The sequence below is a fragment of the Bacillus sp. AR8-1 genome, from assembly GCF_008042345.1.
Taxonomy (GTDB): Bacteria; Bacillota; Bacilli; order Bacillales; family Bacillaceae_G; genus Bacillus_A; species Bacillus_A cereus.
The window spans coordinates 1-20713 of record NZ_QNUB01000071.1; the positions used below are offsets into that span (position 1 = coordinate 1).

Sequence of the window (20713 nt, forward strand, 5' to 3'; positions counted from 1 at the left end):
AGGGTTTCCCAACACTCTGAGAAGAATCCCCTTTTAAAAGGGGATTCTTTACTTTCTTTTACTTAATTTTTTCGTATAATTCTTCATTTTATTCGTTAACCCTATTAACGCAGGTATCAATATTGGCATCACAATAATAGCTAATAATAACAGTGCAACACCAACAACAGATGCTACTTGTATAAGCGTCAATACACCCGAAGGGATTAATGCAGCAAATGTACCACCTAAAATAAGTGCCGCTGATAATACGACTCCTCCTATGTGACGAGATGCATTTACAATTTTCGTTGCTGGGTCCCCCTCTAGCTCATTGTATCTCATCATTACGAAAATGCTATAATCCACACCTAAAGCGACTATCATTATAAAACTAAAGAATGGTACATTCCAGCTCAATGACTCTACGTTTAGTATGTGTGTACTAATTTGTTCACTTATACCAAGTGATGCAAAATAAGCTAATATTAAAGATCCAATAATGAAGATTGTATTTAAAAATGACCGTGTAATAACGAGTAATACAACCGCAATTCCAATTAACATAATTGTAGCTGTACGTAAGAAATCTTGGCCCGTTACTTCTTTTAAATCAACGTTTCTTGCTGTTGTACCGCCGATCGCTTTTTTTGTTGATTTTAATTCTGTACCATTTAATGTACCGTCTATCGTTTTATTAATTTCTTCAATGATTGGCATCGCTTCTTTTGAATACGGATTTACGTCTAAAATGATTGTCATTTTAGCAGTCTTTCTATCATGTGACATGTACGTATTCAATGCTTTTTGGAAATCTTCTCCCTCTAAAACTTCTTTTGGAATATAAAATTTCTCAGAGCTTTTTGATTCATTCAATTCTCCTAAATATTTCTGAGCATCCCCTAGTCCGTTACTTACCTTTTCGAGCCCTTCTGTACTTTTAGATAATCCTGATTGTAATTGCCCCATCTGTTCTTGCAAGTCTTTCAGCCCGGTTAATAACTGGCCTTGCCCATCATTTATTTTTGTTAATCCGGTTTGTAACTCAGATGACTTGTTCGCAATTTGTTTAGAACCTGAAGCACCTTCATCTAATCCATTTTTAAGATCAGCTGCTCCTTTTTGTAATTTAGTAACTCCATTGTTCATTTCTTTTAAACCGTTATCCACTTTCAATAACGATTGATTCGCTTCTTTAAATGAGCCCATCGCCGCTTTATGATGCGTTGCTAATTGATTTAATTCATTTGAAAGCACACCTAATTGCTTCTGAGCCTCTTTAGCAATTCCTATCGTTTGTAGTATGTTCGGATCATTTGCTAATTCTGGTTTCGTTTGAATAAAATTGGTCATTAACACTTCAATTTGTTCATAACCTTTTTTCGCACCATCAATTGCTTGAGAAATACTTCCGAAGTATTGATCGTAAGAGCTTAAACCTTTTTCTAACTGTGCATAACCAGCATGAAGTTGTGAAGTTGCATTAGATAAAACATTTATATTTTCATTTACTGAAGTTAATCCACCCTCAATTTGTTGCGCACCTTGTGCTCCGTCATTTATACCACTTGATAGTTGATGTAAAGCTGTTCCTAATGCCGTTACACCGTTTTTCGCTTCGTTTGTTCCATCAATTAACTTTTGAACGTTTGCAAGACTATTTGAGTCTTTACTACCCATTTTATCTTTCGCAGCAGTTAACCCATCATTAATGTCCTTTATACCACCATTGGCATCTCCTAACCCCGTATTTAGTTCTCCAGCTTGTTTATTTATATATAGTTCTTTTATCCTTTCCCCAGTTGGACGCGTCGGTGAATATACTTCTGACACACCTTTCACTTTCAAAATCTTATCAGTTAGTTCATCTAAAGTTTGAAGAGAACTCGCCTCGTCTAACTTGTTATCCGATTGAATGACTAACGTACTTGGTGAAGAAAAACCAGGTGGAAAATGTTCTTCTATTACGTTAATCCCCTTTTTCGATTCATATTTATTATCTACTTCAAATAAATCATTGTAATTTAGTGTGTTAGAATATTTCATTAGGAAAGGAATCGATATCACAAATACAATGATTAAAGCTGCGAATGGTCTTACTACTGAGTTTTTCGCAAGAAATCCCCATAAACGACTATCCTCATGACCTTTAAATGTTTTTACTGGATAAAACATTCCTTTTCCTAAAAGCACCATAAAAAATGGATTTAACGTAGTTAATACGAGTAATAATACTGCGACACCAATTGCTACGGCTGAAGTAGATTGATATAATTTAAAACTCGCTAAAGCAAGAGATGCAAAACCAATTAGTACTGCTATCCCACTATATAAAACGGTTTTCCCTGCCGATTTAAACGTTTCTTTCGTAGCTAAAAATACATTTTCTTGTTTACTTAATTCTTCCTTAAACCTTGTATATAATAAAATGTTATAGTCTGTTCCAACCCCAAACAGGACAACAACTACAAACACTTGTGTAAAGTTAGAAAACGGAAAATTAAATTGATCTACTAGGTGGGCAATAATCCCCATTGAAACTAAATATGATACACCCACTGTAAGCAGAGAAACGATTGGAACAATTGGTGAACGAAATACAATGATTAATACAACTAAAATGAAAATGATAGAAATAACTTCTGTCTTTTTCACTCCCTCTTGAGAGGATGTAAGAAAATCACCCGCTATTAAATCACTTCCTGTTAAGTACGTTTTAACTCCCTTCGGTTTAATTTTATTATGAAGCCCATTTGCAATTTTTGATATTTCACCATGTTTTTTATCTACAGAAATTTGCGTTAAAATGGTCGTATTGTCTTTAGATATCAATTGTTTTTCCAAGTCTTTATTATCTAAATGTGAAACAACTTCCTTAATTCCTAATTGCTCTTTTTCATTTTGTAAAGCGTTGATTGTTTTTATTATTTCATCTTTTTGCTCAGTTGTTAAAGCTGCTTTACTTCCACTATTAAAAACAGCTATAACATCATATTTTTCTGTCCCGTCTTTATCCATCTCTCTTATCATTTTGTCAGCGATACTACTTTGCTCTGTATTCGGAATCGTAATATGCCCTTTTTCTTTCACTAATTTATCCATATTAGGCATCGTTACGATCATTGTAATAGTAATAACTATCCATAATAGAAAAGATAAACTTCTCCAATTTTTTAGCTTACTCATTTTAATCATCTCCCATTTTGAAAGTATAATGTTAGTTCCGGAATGAATATTCATTCCTATTATTTTGAAACTATTTTTAGGAATGAACGTTCATTCCTATCATTCTATTGATTTATTCTATAGACCCTATTAAACTAATCTTTTCCGGAATGAATGTTCATTCCTTTGGTTGCACAAATACCCTCTCCTACTTTCATTTTTTAAATCTATTTAGGAATGAATATTCATTCCTGTCCTTATAAAGCTATAGAATCAAATGATTCTAATAGCATTCCAAGAGCTTTCTTCCAATTCTTTTACTAACTCTTTCGAGTATTCTAATTGCCCTGTTGCAATTACTTTCGTTAATGCTTCTAGCGGCTGATATACAATAATAATTAAAGCAACTGGAGGCAATGGACGAAGAAAACCTTTTGCGATTCCATCTTCAATAATATTCATAAAGAAGCCTATAAAATCGTCAAATATTTTCTTACTTTGTTCATCAAGAAAATAACTGTCACAGTGAGAATTTGTAAATAAAAAAGCGTCCACATTGTTTCTCGCAAATTCAAATAAACGGTTGTAGGTATGACTAAACTGTTCACGAATATTTGCTTCAACAGGAAAATCTGTTTTTATCATTTCAGAAAGCTCTAACATACTTTTTGAAAATAATGAGTTAACTAGTGCCTCTTTATTTTCAAAATAGCGATAAATAGTACCCGCACCGACTTTTGCCTTTTCAGCGATCATTGGAATTGTCGTACCATCGTAACCACGCTCTGCAAAAAGTTGCATCGCAGCATCAAAAATATCCTCTTGTTTGTTTTTAGCCATTTTTTCCACCTCTATTTTTAGGAATGAAAATTCATTCCGTTTTTAATTATAAATTACAAGGACTAAAAGTCAAGTGCGTAACTACGTATAGTTGCAATTTTAATCCCTTGTTTGTGAATCAATTTATATCAGCGGTTTTTAGAATACATCGACTTACCGACAAAAACGAGAACCAAAGAGAAAACCGTCCCAAATTTTGTTTGGGACAGCCCAATTTCCTATTTAAAGCTTAAAAGAAATCATAAATAAAAGCTTTACGTACTGGAACTATATTCTCAAATGCTTGTATTTCCTCTTCGCTTCCGCTAATGAATTCTAGTTCATTAAGTTCTAACGGACGCTTGTAGCCAAACATTATTGTAGATAATGCGTTAATATCCAGCTTAATTCCTTTATCTATTGTTTCCTCTTTCATAATTGTTATTTCATGATTCGCAAGCCTCACTGATACGTTGTTCCACGGAGCAAATGCGTCTGTAATGTGTAGAATCACTTCTTGCTGTACATTGTTCCAGCTCAACTCATATTGTTTTAAGAACTGCTCTACATCTACAATTCTTCCCATAAAATATGGTTTTATTTCTGTCTTCACGCGTGGCTCTTGCAATGAATATAGCAACGGTTCGTTTTCACTTACTGTCATTTCAAGTTCTTTAATCATAGAATCATGCTGGCAAATAAAGTTCCACAGACCATTTCGTGCTTCATTATGCAGTGGTACAAATTCTTCTACTGTCATTTTATAGTTTTCTATTTTGTATAACATGTAACCGGCTGCCTTTTTATTTTCATCATAGTAAATCGCTAATGTTAAATCATCATAAACCGCTTGAAACCACCAGTTCTTCTCTCGAACTAACATACCTGAAAAACGTTCTGCAAATGCTTCATAGAGCTTCTCGACTTCTTCTGGATGATTTTCTTTATTGAAACGTTTCACAGTGCCATTTACTTGTTTTTTCATCACTAAATCGCTCTTAGTCATATGACATGTGACTAAATTCGCACAAAGTTCCCAGCCGTATTTACGGTAAAATGAAACCGCAAATGGATGTAACATAGAGACTGTATAGCCATCTTTTTTCATCGTTTGAAGTGAATATTGAAGTAGCTCTTTTACATACCCACTTCTTCTATACTCAGGATACGTCGCTACCCCTGCAACGCCACCCATTTTAAATTTTTCTTTACCTATGTAAATATGAAACGGAATAAGATGTAGTTTTGCTGCTAAGTCTTCCCCTTCCATAATGCCGTATATTTCATGACTTTCCTTCATCTTTGTAAGTTGCTGCTGTAATCGTTCCTCATCTACTTTATATTGAAAAGCGTATTCTGATAAACATAATGCTTCTCTGAACTTATCTTCTTTTAATTGTATGACATTCATATAATTCTCCTCCATTCCCTGTTTGAATTGTATCACAATTCTTTCTATTGTAGTTCGGTAAGTGAAATTAGAAAGACGTTTTAACAAAAAAAGCAGATACATCACGTATCTGCTTTCCATCCTTATTATTTAGCTAACTTTTGAAGTTCATCAAAGAATGTAGGATATGATACACCTACTGCTTCTGCATCTTCAATAATTGTTTTTCCTTCTGCCAGGCAGCCAGCAATCGCAAGCATCATTCCGATGCGATGATCACCATAACTATTTACTGTATTGCCTTTTAGAGCTGATTTTCCGTAAATGATCATGCCGTCATCAGTTGCTTCTATGCGAGCTCCTAGTTTCGTTAACTCAGCAACGACTGTATCAATACGATTTGTTTCTTTTACTTTTAATTCGTGTGCATCTTTAATTACTGTAATTCCTTCCGCTTGCGTTGCCGCTAATGCGATTACAGGAATCTCATCGATTAATCTAGGGATAATATCTCCGCCAATTTCAATTCCTTTTAATGAAGATGTTTCAATTGTAATATTTGCAGCTGGTTCTGATGCCCCTTCGTTAATTAGATCTACAGTGAACGTAGCACCCATTTTCTCTAAAACATCAATAATACCTGTACGAGTTGGATTCATTCCTACATTTTGTAATACTAGTTTACTATTTGGGATGATTGCACCTGCTACTAAGAAAAATGCTGCTGATGATACGTCACCTGGCACTTGAATGTCTGTTGCTGTTAATTTTTGTCCACCTGACAGCTTCACTGTTTTCCCTTCGCGAGTTACTTTAACACCAAATGCTTCAAGCATTCTTTCCGTATGGTCGCGTGAAATATGTGGTTCTGTAACAGCTGTTACACCTTCTGCACGAAGACCTGCAAGTAAAATAGCTGACTTTACTTGTGCACTTGCAACAGGAGAAATATATTCAATTGCTTTTAAATCTCCGCCACGTATTGTTAGCGGTGTAAATGTTCCTTCTTCTCTGCCGTCAATGTTTGCACCCATTTGTTTTAATGGGTTTGTTACACGCTTCATCGGTCTTTTTGCGATAGACTCATCACCTTGTACGCAAGAGAAAAATGGTGTGTTAGCTAATATACCTGACATTAATCGAATTGTTGTACCAGAATTACCAACATCTAATACAGCTTTCGGTTCTTGTAAACCTTCTAATCCTTTACCAACTACAATAACTTCATCACCGTTTTGCGTAATTTCTACTCCCATTTCTTTAAAACATGAAATAGTACTTAAACAGTCTGCACCGGGCAAGAAACCTTTAATTGTTGTTTTCCCTTCTGCAATCGAACCGAACATAACAGCACGGTGTGAAATGGATTTATCACCTGGGATTGTAATATTGCCATTCAATCCGTTATTAACAGGTTGTATTGTTCTTTCTTTCACGTTTTTCACCTTCTCATTTAAATTGTTTCATAAGTTTGGTATTCTTCTTCTCCAAGCGCTAGCTTTGCTTTCATACGATCTTCTTCCCTTTGGAAACTAATACGTAATACCCCAAGCAGTCCTTCACGCGCTTCTAATATTTGCAAGTTCGTAATACTAATTTCCTCGCGCGCTAAAATACTCGTAATATGAGCCAATGCCCCCACCTTATCTAATACATCAACGTATAAGTCGTGATAGGCAGGAATTGCACCACTCTTTCTTACTGGTAAAGAATCACGGTATTCTTTCGCATCTGCAAAATAGTTTTGAATCTCGCCTGCATCTCCGGTAGAAACTGTCTTATATAAACCTTCCATTTCAGAGATCCACTCTTTTAATAATACCATTAAATGCTCTCGATTTTGCTTTACAATATCACTCCACATTTTAGGACTACTAGATGCGATACGTGTAATGTCTTTGAAACCTCCAGCAGCGAGTTGATGAATGAGCGGATTATCTCCTGCATGTTTCTCAACTTGCTTTACTAAACCTGCTGCGATAAGATGCGGGAAATGACTAACAATCCCTGTTACATAATCATGTTCTTCTGTATTTAAAACAAGAAAATGAGATCCTGTTCCTTTTAACCATACTTTAAGGTCTTCCACTTGTTCATTTGGTATATGATTCATCGGTGTTAAAATGTAAAATGCATTTTCAAATAAATGCGCCTTTGCGCTTTCAACTCCCGTTTTATGAGAACCCGCCATCGGATGTCCCCCAATGAAAGAAACTTCCTTTGAAAATAAAGCTTCCGCTTCGTTCATAATAGACCCTTTTGTACTACCAACATCAGTCACTATAACATCTTCTCGTAAACGGAATGACGCAAGTTTGTGTAATAGCTTCTTCGTTTCTTCAACTGGAGAAGCAAAAATAATTAAATGTGCCTCTTCACATGCATGCTGTAAATCAACTGCTACTTCATCTACTACGTGTAATTCTTTTGCACGCTCTACTTGCTCTTTAAATATATCGTAACCTGTTATCGTTACATCGTGCTCTTTCTTAATCGCTAATGCGAGAGAGCCTCCGATTAAACCAGTTCCAATTAAAACTACCTTTTTACGCATTTGCCTCATCTCGAGACTTTCTTTTTTTATTTTCAAAGTGTTGTTTTAACACTGAAATCACTCCTTCATTTTGCTCCCTTGTTCCGACTGTAATACGGACACCATTCGGGAACGGACGAATAATAAATCCTGCATGTGCACAAGCTTCATAAATCTCTCCTGCATTCTCAACTGGCAAGAAGATGAAATTTGTTTGTGATGGATAAAATGGAATTTCATTTTCCTTACAAAAGCTTTCGTATTGTTGTAATCCCTCTGTATTCACACGAACTATTTCCTCAATAAACTCATCGTCACCAAAAGCAATCGTCGCTGCTTTTTGCGCTAATGAAGATACGTTAAATGGCAAACGTACGACATTTAATTTCTCAATTAGCTCTTCCTGTCCGATCGCATATCCAACGCGGAAAGAAGCTAATCCGTATGCTTTAGAAAACGTTCTAAGTACAAGAATGTTTTTATGTTTTTCTAAAAGCGGTAATGTCTCAGGGAAATCTTTTGCTGTTACGTATTCATAGTACGCTTCATCAATGACAATTAACGTATTTTCACTAATGCCTTCAATAAATTGAGTTAATTTTTGCTCATTCACATATGTGCCCGTCGGGTTGTTCGGATTACAAATCCATACGATTTTCGTATTATTATTTACCGCTGACGAAATTTCGTCTAAATCGTATACACCGTTATTTAAAGGAATTTCTTTCACTTCACTGCCTTCAATAATTGCATGATGACGGTACTGCGGGAATGTTGCACCAGCCGTTACGATATTATCTCCTGCTTTAAGTACTGCACGGCTTATCATTTGAATGACTTCATCTAAACCACTACCACAAAGTACTTGTTCCATTTGCACATGCAACTTATCCGCGATTGTTTGACGGAGCGTCGTAGCACCTCCGTCAGGATATAAAGCATGTTCCAACCAAGATTTTTGCAACTCTTCTAAAACTCTCGGTGAACAACCGAATGGATTTTCATTCGATGCTAATTTCACAAACGAATGATCTCCGTACACTTCTTTCATTTGTTCTGGTGATTTACCTGGTTTATATGGTTGTAATGATGATAGTTGATCTTTTACTTGCACGTTAAACCCACCTTTTTATTAAAATTCTTTTGCGTAGTTATTGTGTTGCATAATGTTTTGTTTTAATAATTCCATACGATCTTTTCCGAATTGTTCGACTAGTGCATCTGCAAGTTCCCATGCTACAACAGATTCAGCTACTACACCCGCCGCTGGTACTGCGCAACTATCAGATCTTTCAATACTCGCTTGGAATGCTTCCTTCGTATCAATATCAACGCTTGCTAACGGTTTGTATAATGTAGGAATTGGCTTCATAACGCCTCTTACGACAATTGGCATACCTGTTGTCATACCGCCTTCTAAACCGCCGGCATTATTCGTTTTTCTCGTGTATCCTTTTTCTTCATCCCACAGAATTTCATCATGCACTTTACTTCCTGGTTGTCTTGCCGCTTCAAAACCTACGCCAATTTCAGCACCTTTAAATGCATTTATACTCATAATTGCACCAGCAAGTTTTGCATCTAATTTACGATCGTAATGAACGTAACTACCAACGCCAATTGGCATACCTTCTGCAATAACTTCCACAATACCACCGATTGAATCTCCGCTACTTTTTGCGTTGTCAATCGCATCCATCATTTCTTGCTCTACTTCTTTATCTAAACATCGAACTGGTGAGTTTTCAGTTATCGTTTGAATTTCTTCAATCGGTAAGTTTGAAATATGTTTTGCTTTTACTCCACCAATTTCAAGAACATGTCCTGCAATTTTTACGCCTAATTCGCTTAAAATTTGTTTTGCAACTGCACCAGCAGCTACACGAACTGTCGTTTCTCTTGCAGATGAGCGCTCTAATACGTTTCTTATATCACGATGACCATATTTAATTGCTCCATTTAAATCCGCATGTCCTGGACGTGGTTTTGTAATTGTACGTTTCATGTCTTTACTTTCTTTTTCAGAAATTGGCTCAGCACCCATTACTTTCGTCCAATGTTTGAAATCATCATTTTTTACGATTAACGTAATCGGTGATCCAAGTGTCATCCCGTGACGAACACCACTTACAATTTCAACTGTATCTGTTTCAATTTGCATGCGTCTTCCGCGTCCATGACCTTTTTGTCTTCTTAATAATTCTTTATTAATATGTTCCGCCGTAAGTGTCAAACCTGCTGGTACACCTTCTAAAATAACTGTTAACTGCGGTCCATGTGATTCTCCAGCTGTAATGTATCTCATTTCTCTTGCCCCTTTACTATTTTTTTGTACAAAAAAGTCCCTACTGAGCGCTCAGTAGGGACGATGTTTATCGCGGTACCACCCTAGTTGTAGACAACTGTCGTCTACCTCTCTTCTTCTTTAACGATCGTTTGACCGTCTTCCCCTCCATAAGTTGTCGAGAAAGATGCTCCAAGGCTGTAATTCATGCTTACCTTTGTACTGATTCACACCAGCCATCAGCTCTCTTTAACAGTGAGATAAGCACTACTGTTTCCTCTTCAACGCATATATGATATGGAATTAAGATAATTTATTTTTGAAACCTTTTAACTCATCCATGAATCTATGGAATTCTGGAATGTCCATTTGTTGTGCAGAATCTGACAATGCAACTGCTGGATCTGGATGAACTTCAGCCATTACTGCATCTGCGCCAATTGCAAGTGCCGCTTTCGCTGTTGGTAATAATAAATCTCTGCGTCCAGTTGAATGTGTTACATCAACGATAACTGGTAAATGTGTTTCTTTCTTTAAAATTGGTACTGCAGAAATGTCTAATGTGTTACGTGTTGCTCTTTCGTATGTGCGGATACCGCGCTCACAAAGAATAATTTGATCGTTACCTTGCGCAATGATGTATTCCGCTGCGTTAATGAACTCATCAATTGTTGCTGCTAATCCACGTTTTAATAATACTGGTTTGTTAACTTTACCTACAGCTCGTAATAAATCGAAGTTTTGCATGTTACGTGCGCCAACTTGAATTACATCAACGTAGTCTAATGCCATTTCAACATCGTTCGGATTTAAAATTTCACTAATAATTGCTAAGTCGAACTCGTCTGCTACTTGACGTAAAATTTGAAGTCCTTCTACTCCTAAACCTTGGAAATCGTATGGAGATGTTCTCGGTTTGAATGCACCACCGCGCATTAATTTTAAGCCTTGGTCTTTCATCGCTTGCCCTACTTGACGAACTTGCTCTAAGCTTTCTACTGCACAAGGTCCCATGATGAACGTTTGTGTTCCGTTTCCAATCAATTCACCTTTTACATCAACGATTGTATTTTCTTGTTTCTTTTTACGTGATACTAGTAACGCTTTACGGTTATCATCTTCTTGTAACTCTAAGCTTGCTTTGAAAATCGTTTTGAAAATATGTTGAACTGTTGATGTTTCGAATGGTCCTTCGTTATGCTCTGCAATCATATCAAGTACTTCACGCTCACGTACTGGATCAAAGCGTTTCGTGCCTTGTACTTGCTTTTGCTCTCCAATTTTTTGAACAATTTCACCACGTTTGTTTAAAAGGTGTAATAGTTGTAAGTTAATTTCATCTACCTGTTTACGTAATTGATCTAATTCATGATTTGCCATTTGGAAATCCTCCTCTAATGTTTTAAAAGTATAGTAAGAGAATAAAAAATTCTCTATTTTCTGAACTGACTAATTATACAAATTTATAGTGGAATCGATACCTCTTCTTATTTTAAACTAATAATTTGTACAAAGACATGAACTACTAGTTAAAAACCCACTTTTTTGTACAAAAAAGCCCTACTGATTCAATCAGTAGGGACGATATTTATCGCGGTACCACCCTAGTTGTAGACTTCTTTCGTCTACCTCTCTTCATTGTTAACGATCATCTGACCGTCTTTCCCTTCATAAAGACAATACTATCTTTACTACGAAAAAGATGCTCCAGGACTGTAATTCGCTCTTGTTTTTGTACTGGTTCGCACCAACCACCAGCTCTCTGTTACAGGGAAACAACAACTACTGCTTTTCCTTTCAATGCATGACTATTTTATTTTCAAGTTGGACCACTAAAATACAAAAAGTCCCTACTGAATAAATCAGTAGGGACGATATTTATCGCGGTACCACCCTAGTTGTAGACTAACTTTCCGTCTACCTCTCTTCACTGTTAACGATCAATTGACCGCTTTTTCCTCATAAAGACAAACTATCTTTATTACGAAAAAGATGCTCCAAGACTGTAATTCATGATTATCCCTGTACTGGTTCACACCAACCACCAGCTCTCTGTTACAGTAAGACTAACCACTACTGTGATCTCTTCATTGCACTTTGTTTATTCAAATGTTTTTGAAATTGAATAAGTATGATTCGTATTATAGAACGCTTTTCAAAACACTGTCAACAACTTTTTATATATTTTTTAAATTTCCACTTTCGTCCTATAATTCTTCTTGTAAATCACCCATTACAATTCCTATGCGAATTATTTCATTTTCTAGTAAATGTAAAACATATTCCTCTACTTCATACTGAACTAATAATTCTTTTATTTGTATGATTTCTTTTTCAAATAAAACAGCTTCTTGACATGTTTGTAATAAAATAAAAAACACATTTGCAAACATTTCTTTATGCGCTTTCATACTTTCTTTTTTATGAAGCATTTCAATCAATAACTGCTTCATTTCCTCACCTGTACATTTACCATTTACACTTGAAAATGCACGAGACATAATACATAATCCTTTTTCTAATATTTCATCCATGTATAAAATAATACGTAAAAGCATTACATATTCTCTCGCTGTTATCTCACCCATTTTTGGTCGTTCTCGCAAAAATACACTGAGCCAAGCTGTCCAAAATTTTTGTTGTTCTTTTACACTTAATGTTTTGACGTAATAGCATAAAAACTGCATAAATTTAATTTTATTTTCTTCATTTTCTAGTATGAGTAAAGGGTATAACCAATCTGTTTTTTGCTCCCAATATAGTACACATTTAATAAATACAAAGCTAAGCCACTTCAAGAAAGCTTCCCTCGTATGCGGATGTAATACTTCCAAATGTTCTATCGCATACTTAATAAAACGCTTCATTTCTGTAAATAAAGGTAAATTTATTTGCGTGTAACATAAACCAGCCCATGCATATTCCGTAATTTCATTTTGTTTTTTTAAATCTAAGTATGGTAACAAATATTTTCGGCACCATTGCTTTTCAATATGATATAGAAATGTAATATCTGCTATTAAACGAGCAAACATAAAGTTTGTTCGTACTGAATTAACTCTTACTTGTTCTTCAAATAAAAATAAATATTCATATACATTACGATCGTATAAATGATCATATGATAACAACTTTAATAATACAGCCGTCATTTTTCCAACAGGATGCTGAATTGATTCATTGTAAAAATCTTGTTTTCCAAGCTTAAAATCCGTATCACTCTTCATAACTTGAGGAAACACTGAAAAAGCAAAGCGTTTTACAACACGTATACTATTCTCTTCTAACTCTTCTAGTCGATTACTAATTTCATATAGAAAACTACTAATTAACCAATGAAAAGCAGTATTTCTAACAAATTTCTGCAATAACGGAATAATTTTTTGGATTTGATCATTTGTCAATCCTCTGTTATTTCGCCATTCTCTAATACAAACAAACCATACTTCATTACTTATTTCTTGCACTCCTACTAATTGATATGCGAATGAAATACTCCACTCTGTATTCAATTTACATGCTTTTGATAACATCTCTAAAAAATAGCGTTGTTCAAAAACACCATCTTGCGAAAATTGCCGAACTTGCTTCATAATTTCAACATCTTTCAGCTGCAATAATCCGTCAGCTGTTACATTACAAGTAATGCTTTGCGCTGTATCCTCTTTCTTTTGTACACTGTATCGTTCAGAATGAAAATGAGGATGCTTTTGCTTCATTAACTCATACCCATTTGCCGTAGATGGACTATTTGAATCACACTTGAATAATAAGTCTAATACGAGACATGCATCAAATACTCTCTCTTCTGTAAGACGCTTTATTACAGTTCGAGTGACTTCTTCTTTTGTTTTTTCCAAACAATTTGCATAATGACTTTTTAAAAGTTGGAAAACTTCATGTTTATAAGTGAAATCTAAAAGAAGTCCTTCATGTAACAACCATTTCATTTTGTCATCTACACGAACAAAAATATTTTTATTCATCGCATCAATTGCAATTCGCTTTTGAAGTACACTATTCGCTTCTATCATTTCTGTAATATAATAATCCGCTTTTTTCTCATTGTTTTCACATAAATAAGTTAGACACTCTTTTACAATTTGTATTAAAAATGCAAGATCATTTTGATGAAACTCTTTTTCTACATCTTCCGTATTTCTTTTTTTCAGTGCCGTTTGTCTTAACGACAACATTCTCAATTTTTCTAATCCAATCATCATAATTGGAACAGCATAATAGGCGATATATGGCCTCATCTTTTCATTCCAAATTTGCTCCACATGAGAAAATGTTGATACTGGTAAGCGACTCGATTCCTCGAGTTCTATTGCTTCTTGCGTATCATTTCCCCATTTTCTTACACGTTTCAACTTCAGCTTTCCGTCTAAAATAAAAGTTAGTAACAATAACGCAATTTCCTTATGCTCAGGAAAAGAACATTTTTGCAGTAACTTAGAAATCTTTTCTATAGAGCTACTATCTTTTTCAGCAGTTTCTAATAAAAGGAGTGTCCACCTGGCAAACAACAATGGGTCCATCTTACTCTTCGTTTCGTTTAAGTAGTTACAAATTGTTCTCCATAATAACGGTGATATTTTAGAATAGTTTTTATAAATTAATTGAAATAATTCTATCTGATGACTAAAAAGAAATTGTTCCACTAACCATTCTGCAAGTAATTCATCTACTTCATTATAGTTTGGCGTAAGCATAAACAAATTTTGTAATTTACCTTCTGCTTCTAACCATTCGACCCATTCATAATCGTGAGCAAATTCCACAAAGTAACGAACTGTTTCAATTTTTTTAATTGATTGCTTTATGTATGATAATTGTTCCTGTTCTAATGACGGGGGAACCGTTACAATATCCCGAATACGCATTCTTTTCGTAATATAATTATCACCCATTAATTCCGCCCAGCGTTTTACCGCTTTTACGAGAGATTGATGATTATTCACTTTATTCGGATACACAATCGGTCTTATCCCTAAATGTTCCCAGTGGTACGTATTTTCTCCTTGTGCGACAAAAGCAAATCGTCTTGTACTTGGTGGTAAACCAGTTGCTAAATATTTCATTACTGGGTCATTATGACTATATCCAACGAATAAAACGGTGTAATTTGAGAATAGATCGACTAAAAATCTTCTCGCCCAACCTTCCGTTAAGTAAGCCCTTCCAAAATCACCGTCTGTTAAAATTAAAGCCTCTTTCTCCTGTTCTACATTACCATGTATATAAGCAAGACCTTTAAAAGCTCTCCCAGTCGGTAAAGCTGGAGCGTAATAAACATTGATATCTCTATTTATTTCTTTAATTGCAGTTGTAAAATGTTGATCAAAATTTGTTGTTACAATGCGGATATCTGTATCTAAAGGAAATAACCTTGGAATTGCATAATGTAATGGATTCGGTTTTGATTTCTCTATATGAACAAGATCTCTTGCGACTTGATGTACATCTTTTGTTTTCGCAATTTTACCAAGATAATAATCATGTGGTTCTGTTATTTCACGCTTTTCGACATATAACGTTTTTGCAATTTCATCAACTAAATCATCAAAATTTGGTAAGTTTGATTTCCCTTTCATAGAAACTCCCGCTCCAACAAATAACACTAACTTTCCTTGCTCAATGTGATCAATTAACTCATCTGGAATTTCTACTTCTGAAGTAATCCACATCCTGGATTCCCCCTTACCTAAAAATGTCATACACTCTCATTTTACTATAACATTTTTTCGTTATTTTTATAATATTTAGACTAAATTCCGAACATGAAAAAGTTTTATGTAAATAAATCCGTTACAATGTATGAACTCCAGAATTTATTGCAAAACTATGTATAAATCGGAGGTGTAAATTTTGAATGATTTCACAGTAGTGCTTATCAAGTTTATATCGTGCATTATCGCATTTAGCATTGGGCTTGCTTTATTTTTCCCTGCAACGTTTGTTCAAATTGTTTCATTCAGTCTCTTTGTTACAATCGTATCCTACATGTTCGTTGATAAAATTATTTTAAATCGAATTGGCAATACTGGTGCCATTATGTCGGATTTCTTATTAACATATTTAAGCGTATGGATTTTCGGTAATATTTTATTAGACAACTATATGCAAATTGCATGGGGCAGTATCCTTTCTGCCATCGTCTTCACTTTATCTGAAGTAATCGTTCATCGCTTCTCTAACTCTCATACAAGGCACAACAATGATAACATTCGTATTAATCGCCGCTTTGCATATGGTACGGAGTTTGCTGAAGAACAAAATATATTGGATAAAGACAAGAAAAAGTAACATTTTAATGCAGGAGCACCCTTTTTAATTATGTGGTGCTCCTTTATTGTATTTTTTCATTATGGTACGTGAAATTATATAAACGATTATTTCAAAATATCAACTTACCGACAATATTTGACGCTACTTTTCTAATAAAAAAACTGCCTCTTATTTAGAGGCAGCCACTTTCAAGTCTTTTAATGCAACAACATCCGCAAACACTCCCAATACTGTGTTATGATGTTTCACAATATCTTCAGCACATAACACTTCTGTATTAAATGTACTATGCGCATCACTCACTAACGTTACTTTATATCCTTCACTACATGCTCTGCGCGTTGTCGTATCTACACAATACTCTGTTTGCATTCCCGAAAGAATAACGTGTTCAATTCCTTTCTCTTGTAACACTTCGCTTAAGTTTGTCTTATGGAATGAATCTGGCGTCGTCTTTTCAACAATATCATCCCCTTCTTGCGGAGCGATGGTCGCATGGATTCGCCATCCATCCGTACCTTTTTCTAACGGATGGTCTTTAGGACCATTATGTTGGACATAAATAACTGGAATATCATTTGAACGACATTCCCCAATAAGCTCTTGCAATGTTTGTAAAAACTTTTCCCCATTATGTACTGGCATTCCAGCTGTATACATACCGGCTTGCACATCAATTACGATTAATGCTTTTTTCATTTCGCAAAGCTCCCTTCGTTTATATAAGCCATTGCATATTCATTATAATTGTTTGTATTCCATCATCCAACAATCTTCTAGTTCCCCCTCATGCAGCTCATGTTCCTTTAAAATCTTTACTTTTTTAAATCCGCATTTTTCATAACACTTTATCGCTCGTTCATTATTTACTTTCGGATCCATTGCGATTGCTTCTGCTCCCATTTCACCCATAATGTATGTAATTGCTGCCTGAACGAGTTTTTGTCCAATTCCTTTTCCCCAATAGGCTGGTTCACCGATAAATTGATCCATTCCCCATACATTTTGTGATTCTTTATAGCCATATATCGCTTTCCACTCTAAATCAACTGGGTACATTTGTATGTAACCAATCGGAACGGTATCAAATTCTATTAAACATCTATTTTCATTACTGTTTGGATTATGCATAAAATGATCAAGCACCTTTTCTACAGATTGCGGATTATCTCGTCCTTCGTAATACCGCAGGACTGCTGGGTCCGTTAACCATTTAGAAATGATAGCTGCATCATTTTCCATTACGTATCTAATCAATAAACCTTCTTTTTGAAAAAGCATATTATACCTCTATTATTCCTTTATATTTTTTCTTGATGTTACATCTTTCATTGCACCTACTAATGCATATGGTAGTAATGTAATCGCAAAAAATGCTGTAAATACGTTAAATTGCGGGATTGTATAGAGTGTGAACCATTCAGTGAAAAATTGAGAATTTAATATTCTATTAAAAAACTCTCCGCCTGGTCTAAAGTTTGGTGCCCACGTAGTTATTTCACACAAAATAAAGTGAAACTTTAATCAGTGGGGGTTTTGTTCATCCCCCACTGATTATTAGTTGAACCAATCGGGCTTTTACGGGCAGTTGATCCCCCACCTAACTTCTTCGCTTTCGCTGAATTTTGAGGTGGGGGTCTTACTGCCCGTTAATGCGGGATAAACAGTAACTGAACAATAAAAAATGCCCCTAGATAACGAAACCAAGTCCGTTTCCATATAGGTTGTGCATTTTTTAATATATCCCCCATCTAATCCCCTCCTTAAATATCCATCATATTAATTATACACTTTCCTCACTTTATTTGTTAAAATTTTCTATATAATTAATACCGTTGGGGGAATACATTATGTCTAAACCTATACTTACATCCACTTTAATCATTCTTAGAGGAAACTCCGCAAGTGGTAAAACAACGATTGCAAAGCAACTACAAGAACATTTCGGACAAGGTACACTTTTAGTATCACAGGATGTTGTGCGTAGAGATATGCTTAGAGTACACGACACAATGGGTAATTTATCACATGATTTACTATTTGAAATTACAAAGTACGGAAAAGGAAAATGTGAATTTGTTATTTTAGAAGGTATATTGGACAGTCGTAGGTATGGTGAGATGTTAAAAGAATTAATTCGTTATTTTGATGAAAATGCATTTACATATTACTTTGATTTATCATTAGAGGAAACTATTAGACGACATAACACAAGGGACAAACGACACGAATTTGGTGAAGATTCCCTACAAAAATGGTATAATCCGCACGATACTATTAAGGTTGCCAGAGAAACTATTTTTACAGATAACTTTACGCAAAAAGATATATTTGATGCAATTCTTAATGATGTTGCGATCAAAAAACAAGCCTAACATAATATGTTAGGCTTGTTATGTATTTTGTATTTCAGTTTTTATAATTAAACAATCTATACATAAATAATAGTATATATTCATTTCCCCAAACTGGAAATTAACTACTGAAATAAGTCCACGTTCCTCAATATCTTGAGTAATTGTAGCAACATATTTCATCTCTTTCGCACAAGTTGGACACGCCAAATCCTTTGGAAGATCATCATATAACGGTACCCCTAATAATCTACATACATATTCAGAACCGAACAAGTCAAAAGCTTCCCAGTAACTATCTTCATCTATAGGTATATCTTCATTTTTCATATTTATAAGCTTTACCGTTGTTTTTGGTAATGAAACTGGTAACTTATATTCCTCTTCCATTATCCATTCTTCTATATTTTGCTGCTGTATGATTTGAACTGTTTTACCTCCATCACTTAACTGAAAATATTGCGGTTCCCACACCATCGCGCAGTTCAAGCATGAAACGAATGGTAAAATATTTAGTTCATTACTTTTAAGTTCAGCAAGTCTCCCATCTTTTAAATCAAAACAGAGAATTTGATGCATCTTTTCACCGCATAACTTACATACTGGCAAATTACAATCTTGACCGCCAAAATAATGATTATATGAACCTCTTCCTTCAATTACTCTATACCCTTTCCTTTCTTTGCAATGTGCACCATATAATTCTGTTGTCATATTCTATCCTCGCCTTTTATAAGAATGATTCACAAAATGATAATAATTAAGACTAAAAAACATCGTCTTCCTGAATAGTTTCCATAATAAATTCTTTTAAACTCGGAGATATTTCTTCCATTTCGTCATCCGCGTGATACCAAATATATATTTGATCATCCATTTTTCCATTATTTATTTTAAAGCACAATTTATCCCCTGAACCATCGTCACCAATTATGATAAGTTTTTCTGGCATATACTCATCTCTCATGTCAACATTTTGTCTAACTATATCATCCCAAGTTTTCGTTACATTTCTATTATCTTTAATCGGATATAGTATCCATTCCCCTATTTCAGCATTATTAACTAATTTAATAAGATCCCTATATTGATTTGGGAAAGCAGCACCTAACTTTTCTTCAGTTTCTTTTATTTGCAGCTCCAATACACCTTGTTTCTTTGTTTCAATATATTCTCTTACTTCTTTCATGAAATACACCTGTCCTTTGAACTTAATTACACTATTATGAGTGAAAGTGTTTAGTAAACGATTTGATCCAATTTATACATTTCATTATACGTTAATCCTTCGTTTTCAACATACTACTCTTCTCTACTTCTCAATAAACTTCTGTTCTACTTCCTTACCTCATTCTTAATAGTTTTATTTTATAAACATCATACAATTTTTATGTTTTGTTACAGGTTTAGTAATAAGCCATTTAAAAATCCTATTATCCTTCTACTAAAAAAATAAAAGCCAGCCTCAATAAAGAGAACTGACTTCTATTTGGATAATTATTGTTATTATAAAATTTTCACTTTAACAGTTTGTCTTCCCCAATTCATAGCTTTACTTTTTGAACCCATTAAAACATCAATACGATTACCTTTAATTGCACTTCCAGTATCACCAGCGATAGCTTCTCCATAACCTTCTACCCATACTTTAGATCCTAATGGGATTACTTTCGGGTCAACTGCGATAATTCTCATATTCGGATTTGCCGTTAAATCATGACCCATCGCAGTTAAAACGCGTCCACCATATGTACCATTTTCACTTGGATCAGCAGTATACGCTGTCGCTACTACCGTTAATTCACGTTTAGCAGACTGTATGTTGTTTTTAGATACTTCTTTCGCTCTCTCTTCTTCTTTAGCCTTTGCTATTTCTCTTGCTTTTTCTTCTTCTTTAG

General features: G+C 34.7%; 16 protein-coding genes, 2 pseudogenes and 3 other annotated features. Of the genes and pseudogenes, 2 read left to right on the forward strand and 16 right to left on the reverse strand.

The window, feature by feature from the left end:
* Nucleotides 1-48: 48 nt before the first annotated feature.
* From DN400_RS28835 to DN400_RS28875, 9 genes are all read right to left on the reverse strand, one after another.
* Complete coding sequence (locus DN400_RS28835) at nucleotides 49-3165, reverse strand: MMPL family transporter (protein WP_141527860.1); 3117 nt, start codon at nucleotides 3163-3165, stop codon at nucleotides 49-51.
* Nucleotides 3166-3417: 252 nt separating this feature from the next.
* Complete coding sequence (locus DN400_RS28840) at nucleotides 3418-3984, reverse strand: TetR/AcrR family transcriptional regulator (protein WP_001107300.1); 567 nt, start codon at nucleotides 3982-3984, stop codon at nucleotides 3418-3420.
* 229 nt (nucleotides 3985-4213) lie between these two features.
* A complete protein-coding gene (locus DN400_RS28845) occupies nucleotides 4214-5374 on the reverse strand; it encodes a GNAT family N-acetyltransferase (RefSeq protein ID WP_001100911.1) in 1161 nt (386 codons plus the stop codon).
* 125 nt (nucleotides 5375-5499) lie between these two features.
* Nucleotides 5500-6789, reverse strand: a complete 1290-nt coding sequence (gene aroA, locus DN400_RS28850) for a 3-phosphoshikimate 1-carboxyvinyltransferase (protein WP_000664625.1) — start codon at nucleotides 6787-6789, stop codon at nucleotides 5500-5502.
* 17 nt (nucleotides 6790-6806) lie between these two features.
* A complete protein-coding gene (tyrA, locus tag DN400_RS28855) occupies nucleotides 6807-7907 on the reverse strand; it encodes a prephenate dehydrogenase (protein WP_001228133.1) in 1101 nt (366 codons plus the stop codon).
* Nucleotides 7900-9000, reverse strand: a complete 1101-nt coding sequence (gene hisC / locus DN400_RS28860) for a histidinol-phosphate transaminase (protein WP_001197264.1) — start codon at nucleotides 8998-9000, stop codon at nucleotides 7900-7902. Before hisC ends, tyrA begins: the two co-directional genes overlap by 8 nt.
* 18 nt (nucleotides 9001-9018) lie before the next feature.
* Entirely contained in the window at nucleotides 9019-10191 is a 1173-nt protein-coding gene (gene aroC, locus DN400_RS28865; protein ID WP_001269431.1) for a chorismate synthase, read from the reverse strand.
* A 53-nt stretch (nucleotides 10192-10244) separates the two neighbouring features.
* Nucleotides 10245-10464, reverse strand: a binding site (T-box leader).
* Nucleotides 10465-10473: 9 nt separating this feature from the next.
* Entirely contained in the window at nucleotides 10474-11550 is a 1077-nt protein-coding gene (locus tag DN400_RS28870; RefSeq protein WP_001273575.1) for a bifunctional 3-deoxy-7-phosphoheptulonate synthase/chorismate mutase, read from the reverse strand.
* Nucleotides 11551-11744: 194 nt separating this feature from the next.
* Nucleotides 11745-11980, reverse strand: a binding site (T-box leader).
* Between the two features lie 54 nt (nucleotides 11981-12034).
* Nucleotides 12035-12270, reverse strand: a binding site (T-box leader).
* A 107-nt stretch (nucleotides 12271-12377) separates the two neighbouring features.
* Complete coding sequence (locus DN400_RS28875) at nucleotides 12378-15860, reverse strand: DUF4020 domain-containing protein (protein ID WP_141527861.1); 3483 nt, start codon at nucleotides 15858-15860, stop codon at nucleotides 12378-12380.
* A gap of 181 nt (nucleotides 15861-16041) precedes the next feature.
* Here DN400_RS28875 and DN400_RS28880 point away from each other — a divergent pair, with 181 nt between their 5' ends.
* Nucleotides 16042-16479, forward strand: coding sequence for a YndM family protein (locus tag DN400_RS28880; protein WP_098237037.1), 438 nt, complete (start codon nucleotides 16042-16044; stop codon nucleotides 16477-16479).
* Between the two features lie 150 nt (nucleotides 16480-16629).
* On the opposite strand, the gene DN400_RS28890 is transcribed toward DN400_RS28880, so the two are convergent.
* The 4 genes and pseudogenes from DN400_RS28890 to DN400_RS29665 form a co-directional block, all read right to left on the reverse strand.
* Complete coding sequence (locus DN400_RS28890; protein ID WP_098256243.1) at nucleotides 16630-17160, reverse strand: cysteine hydrolase family protein; 531 nt, start codon at nucleotides 17158-17160, stop codon at nucleotides 16630-16632.
* 42 nt (nucleotides 17161-17202) lie between these two features.
* Entirely contained in the window at nucleotides 17203-17742 is a 540-nt protein-coding gene (locus DN400_RS28895) for a GNAT family N-acetyltransferase (protein WP_098237039.1), read from the reverse strand.
* A 12-nt stretch (nucleotides 17743-17754) separates the two neighbouring features.
* Nucleotides 17755-17973: pseudogene (locus DN400_RS28900) on the reverse strand (YfzA family protein); the annotation flags it as partial.
* Between the two features lie 155 nt (nucleotides 17974-18128).
* Nucleotides 18129-18212: pseudogene (locus DN400_RS29665) on the reverse strand (YfzA family protein); the annotation flags it as partial.
* Between the two features lie 99 nt (nucleotides 18213-18311).
* Between DN400_RS29665 and DN400_RS28910 the strand changes: the two are divergent.
* Nucleotides 18312-18836 carry a kinase gene (locus tag DN400_RS28910; protein WP_098256244.1) on the forward strand — a complete coding sequence of 175 codons (525 nt, stop codon included), beginning with the start codon at nucleotides 18312-18314 and terminating at the stop codon, nucleotides 18834-18836.
* A gap of 18 nt (nucleotides 18837-18854) precedes the next feature.
* On the opposite strand, the gene DN400_RS28915 is transcribed toward DN400_RS28910, so the two are convergent.
* The 3 genes from DN400_RS28915 to DN400_RS28925 all read right to left on the reverse strand — a co-directional run.
* A complete protein-coding gene (locus DN400_RS28915) occupies nucleotides 18855-19529 on the reverse strand; it encodes a hypothetical protein (RefSeq protein WP_000206085.1) in 675 nt (224 codons plus the stop codon).
* 52 nt (nucleotides 19530-19581) lie between these two features.
* On the reverse strand, nucleotides 19582-20004 hold the full coding sequence (locus DN400_RS28920) for an SMI1/KNR4 family protein (protein WP_065228989.1): 423 nt from the start codon (nucleotides 20002-20004) through the stop codon (nucleotides 19582-19584).
* 317 nt (nucleotides 20005-20321) lie between these two features.
* The coding region (locus DN400_RS28925) for a 3D domain-containing protein (protein ID WP_179953512.1) at nucleotides 20322-20713 on the reverse strand (392 nt) is incomplete at its 5' end.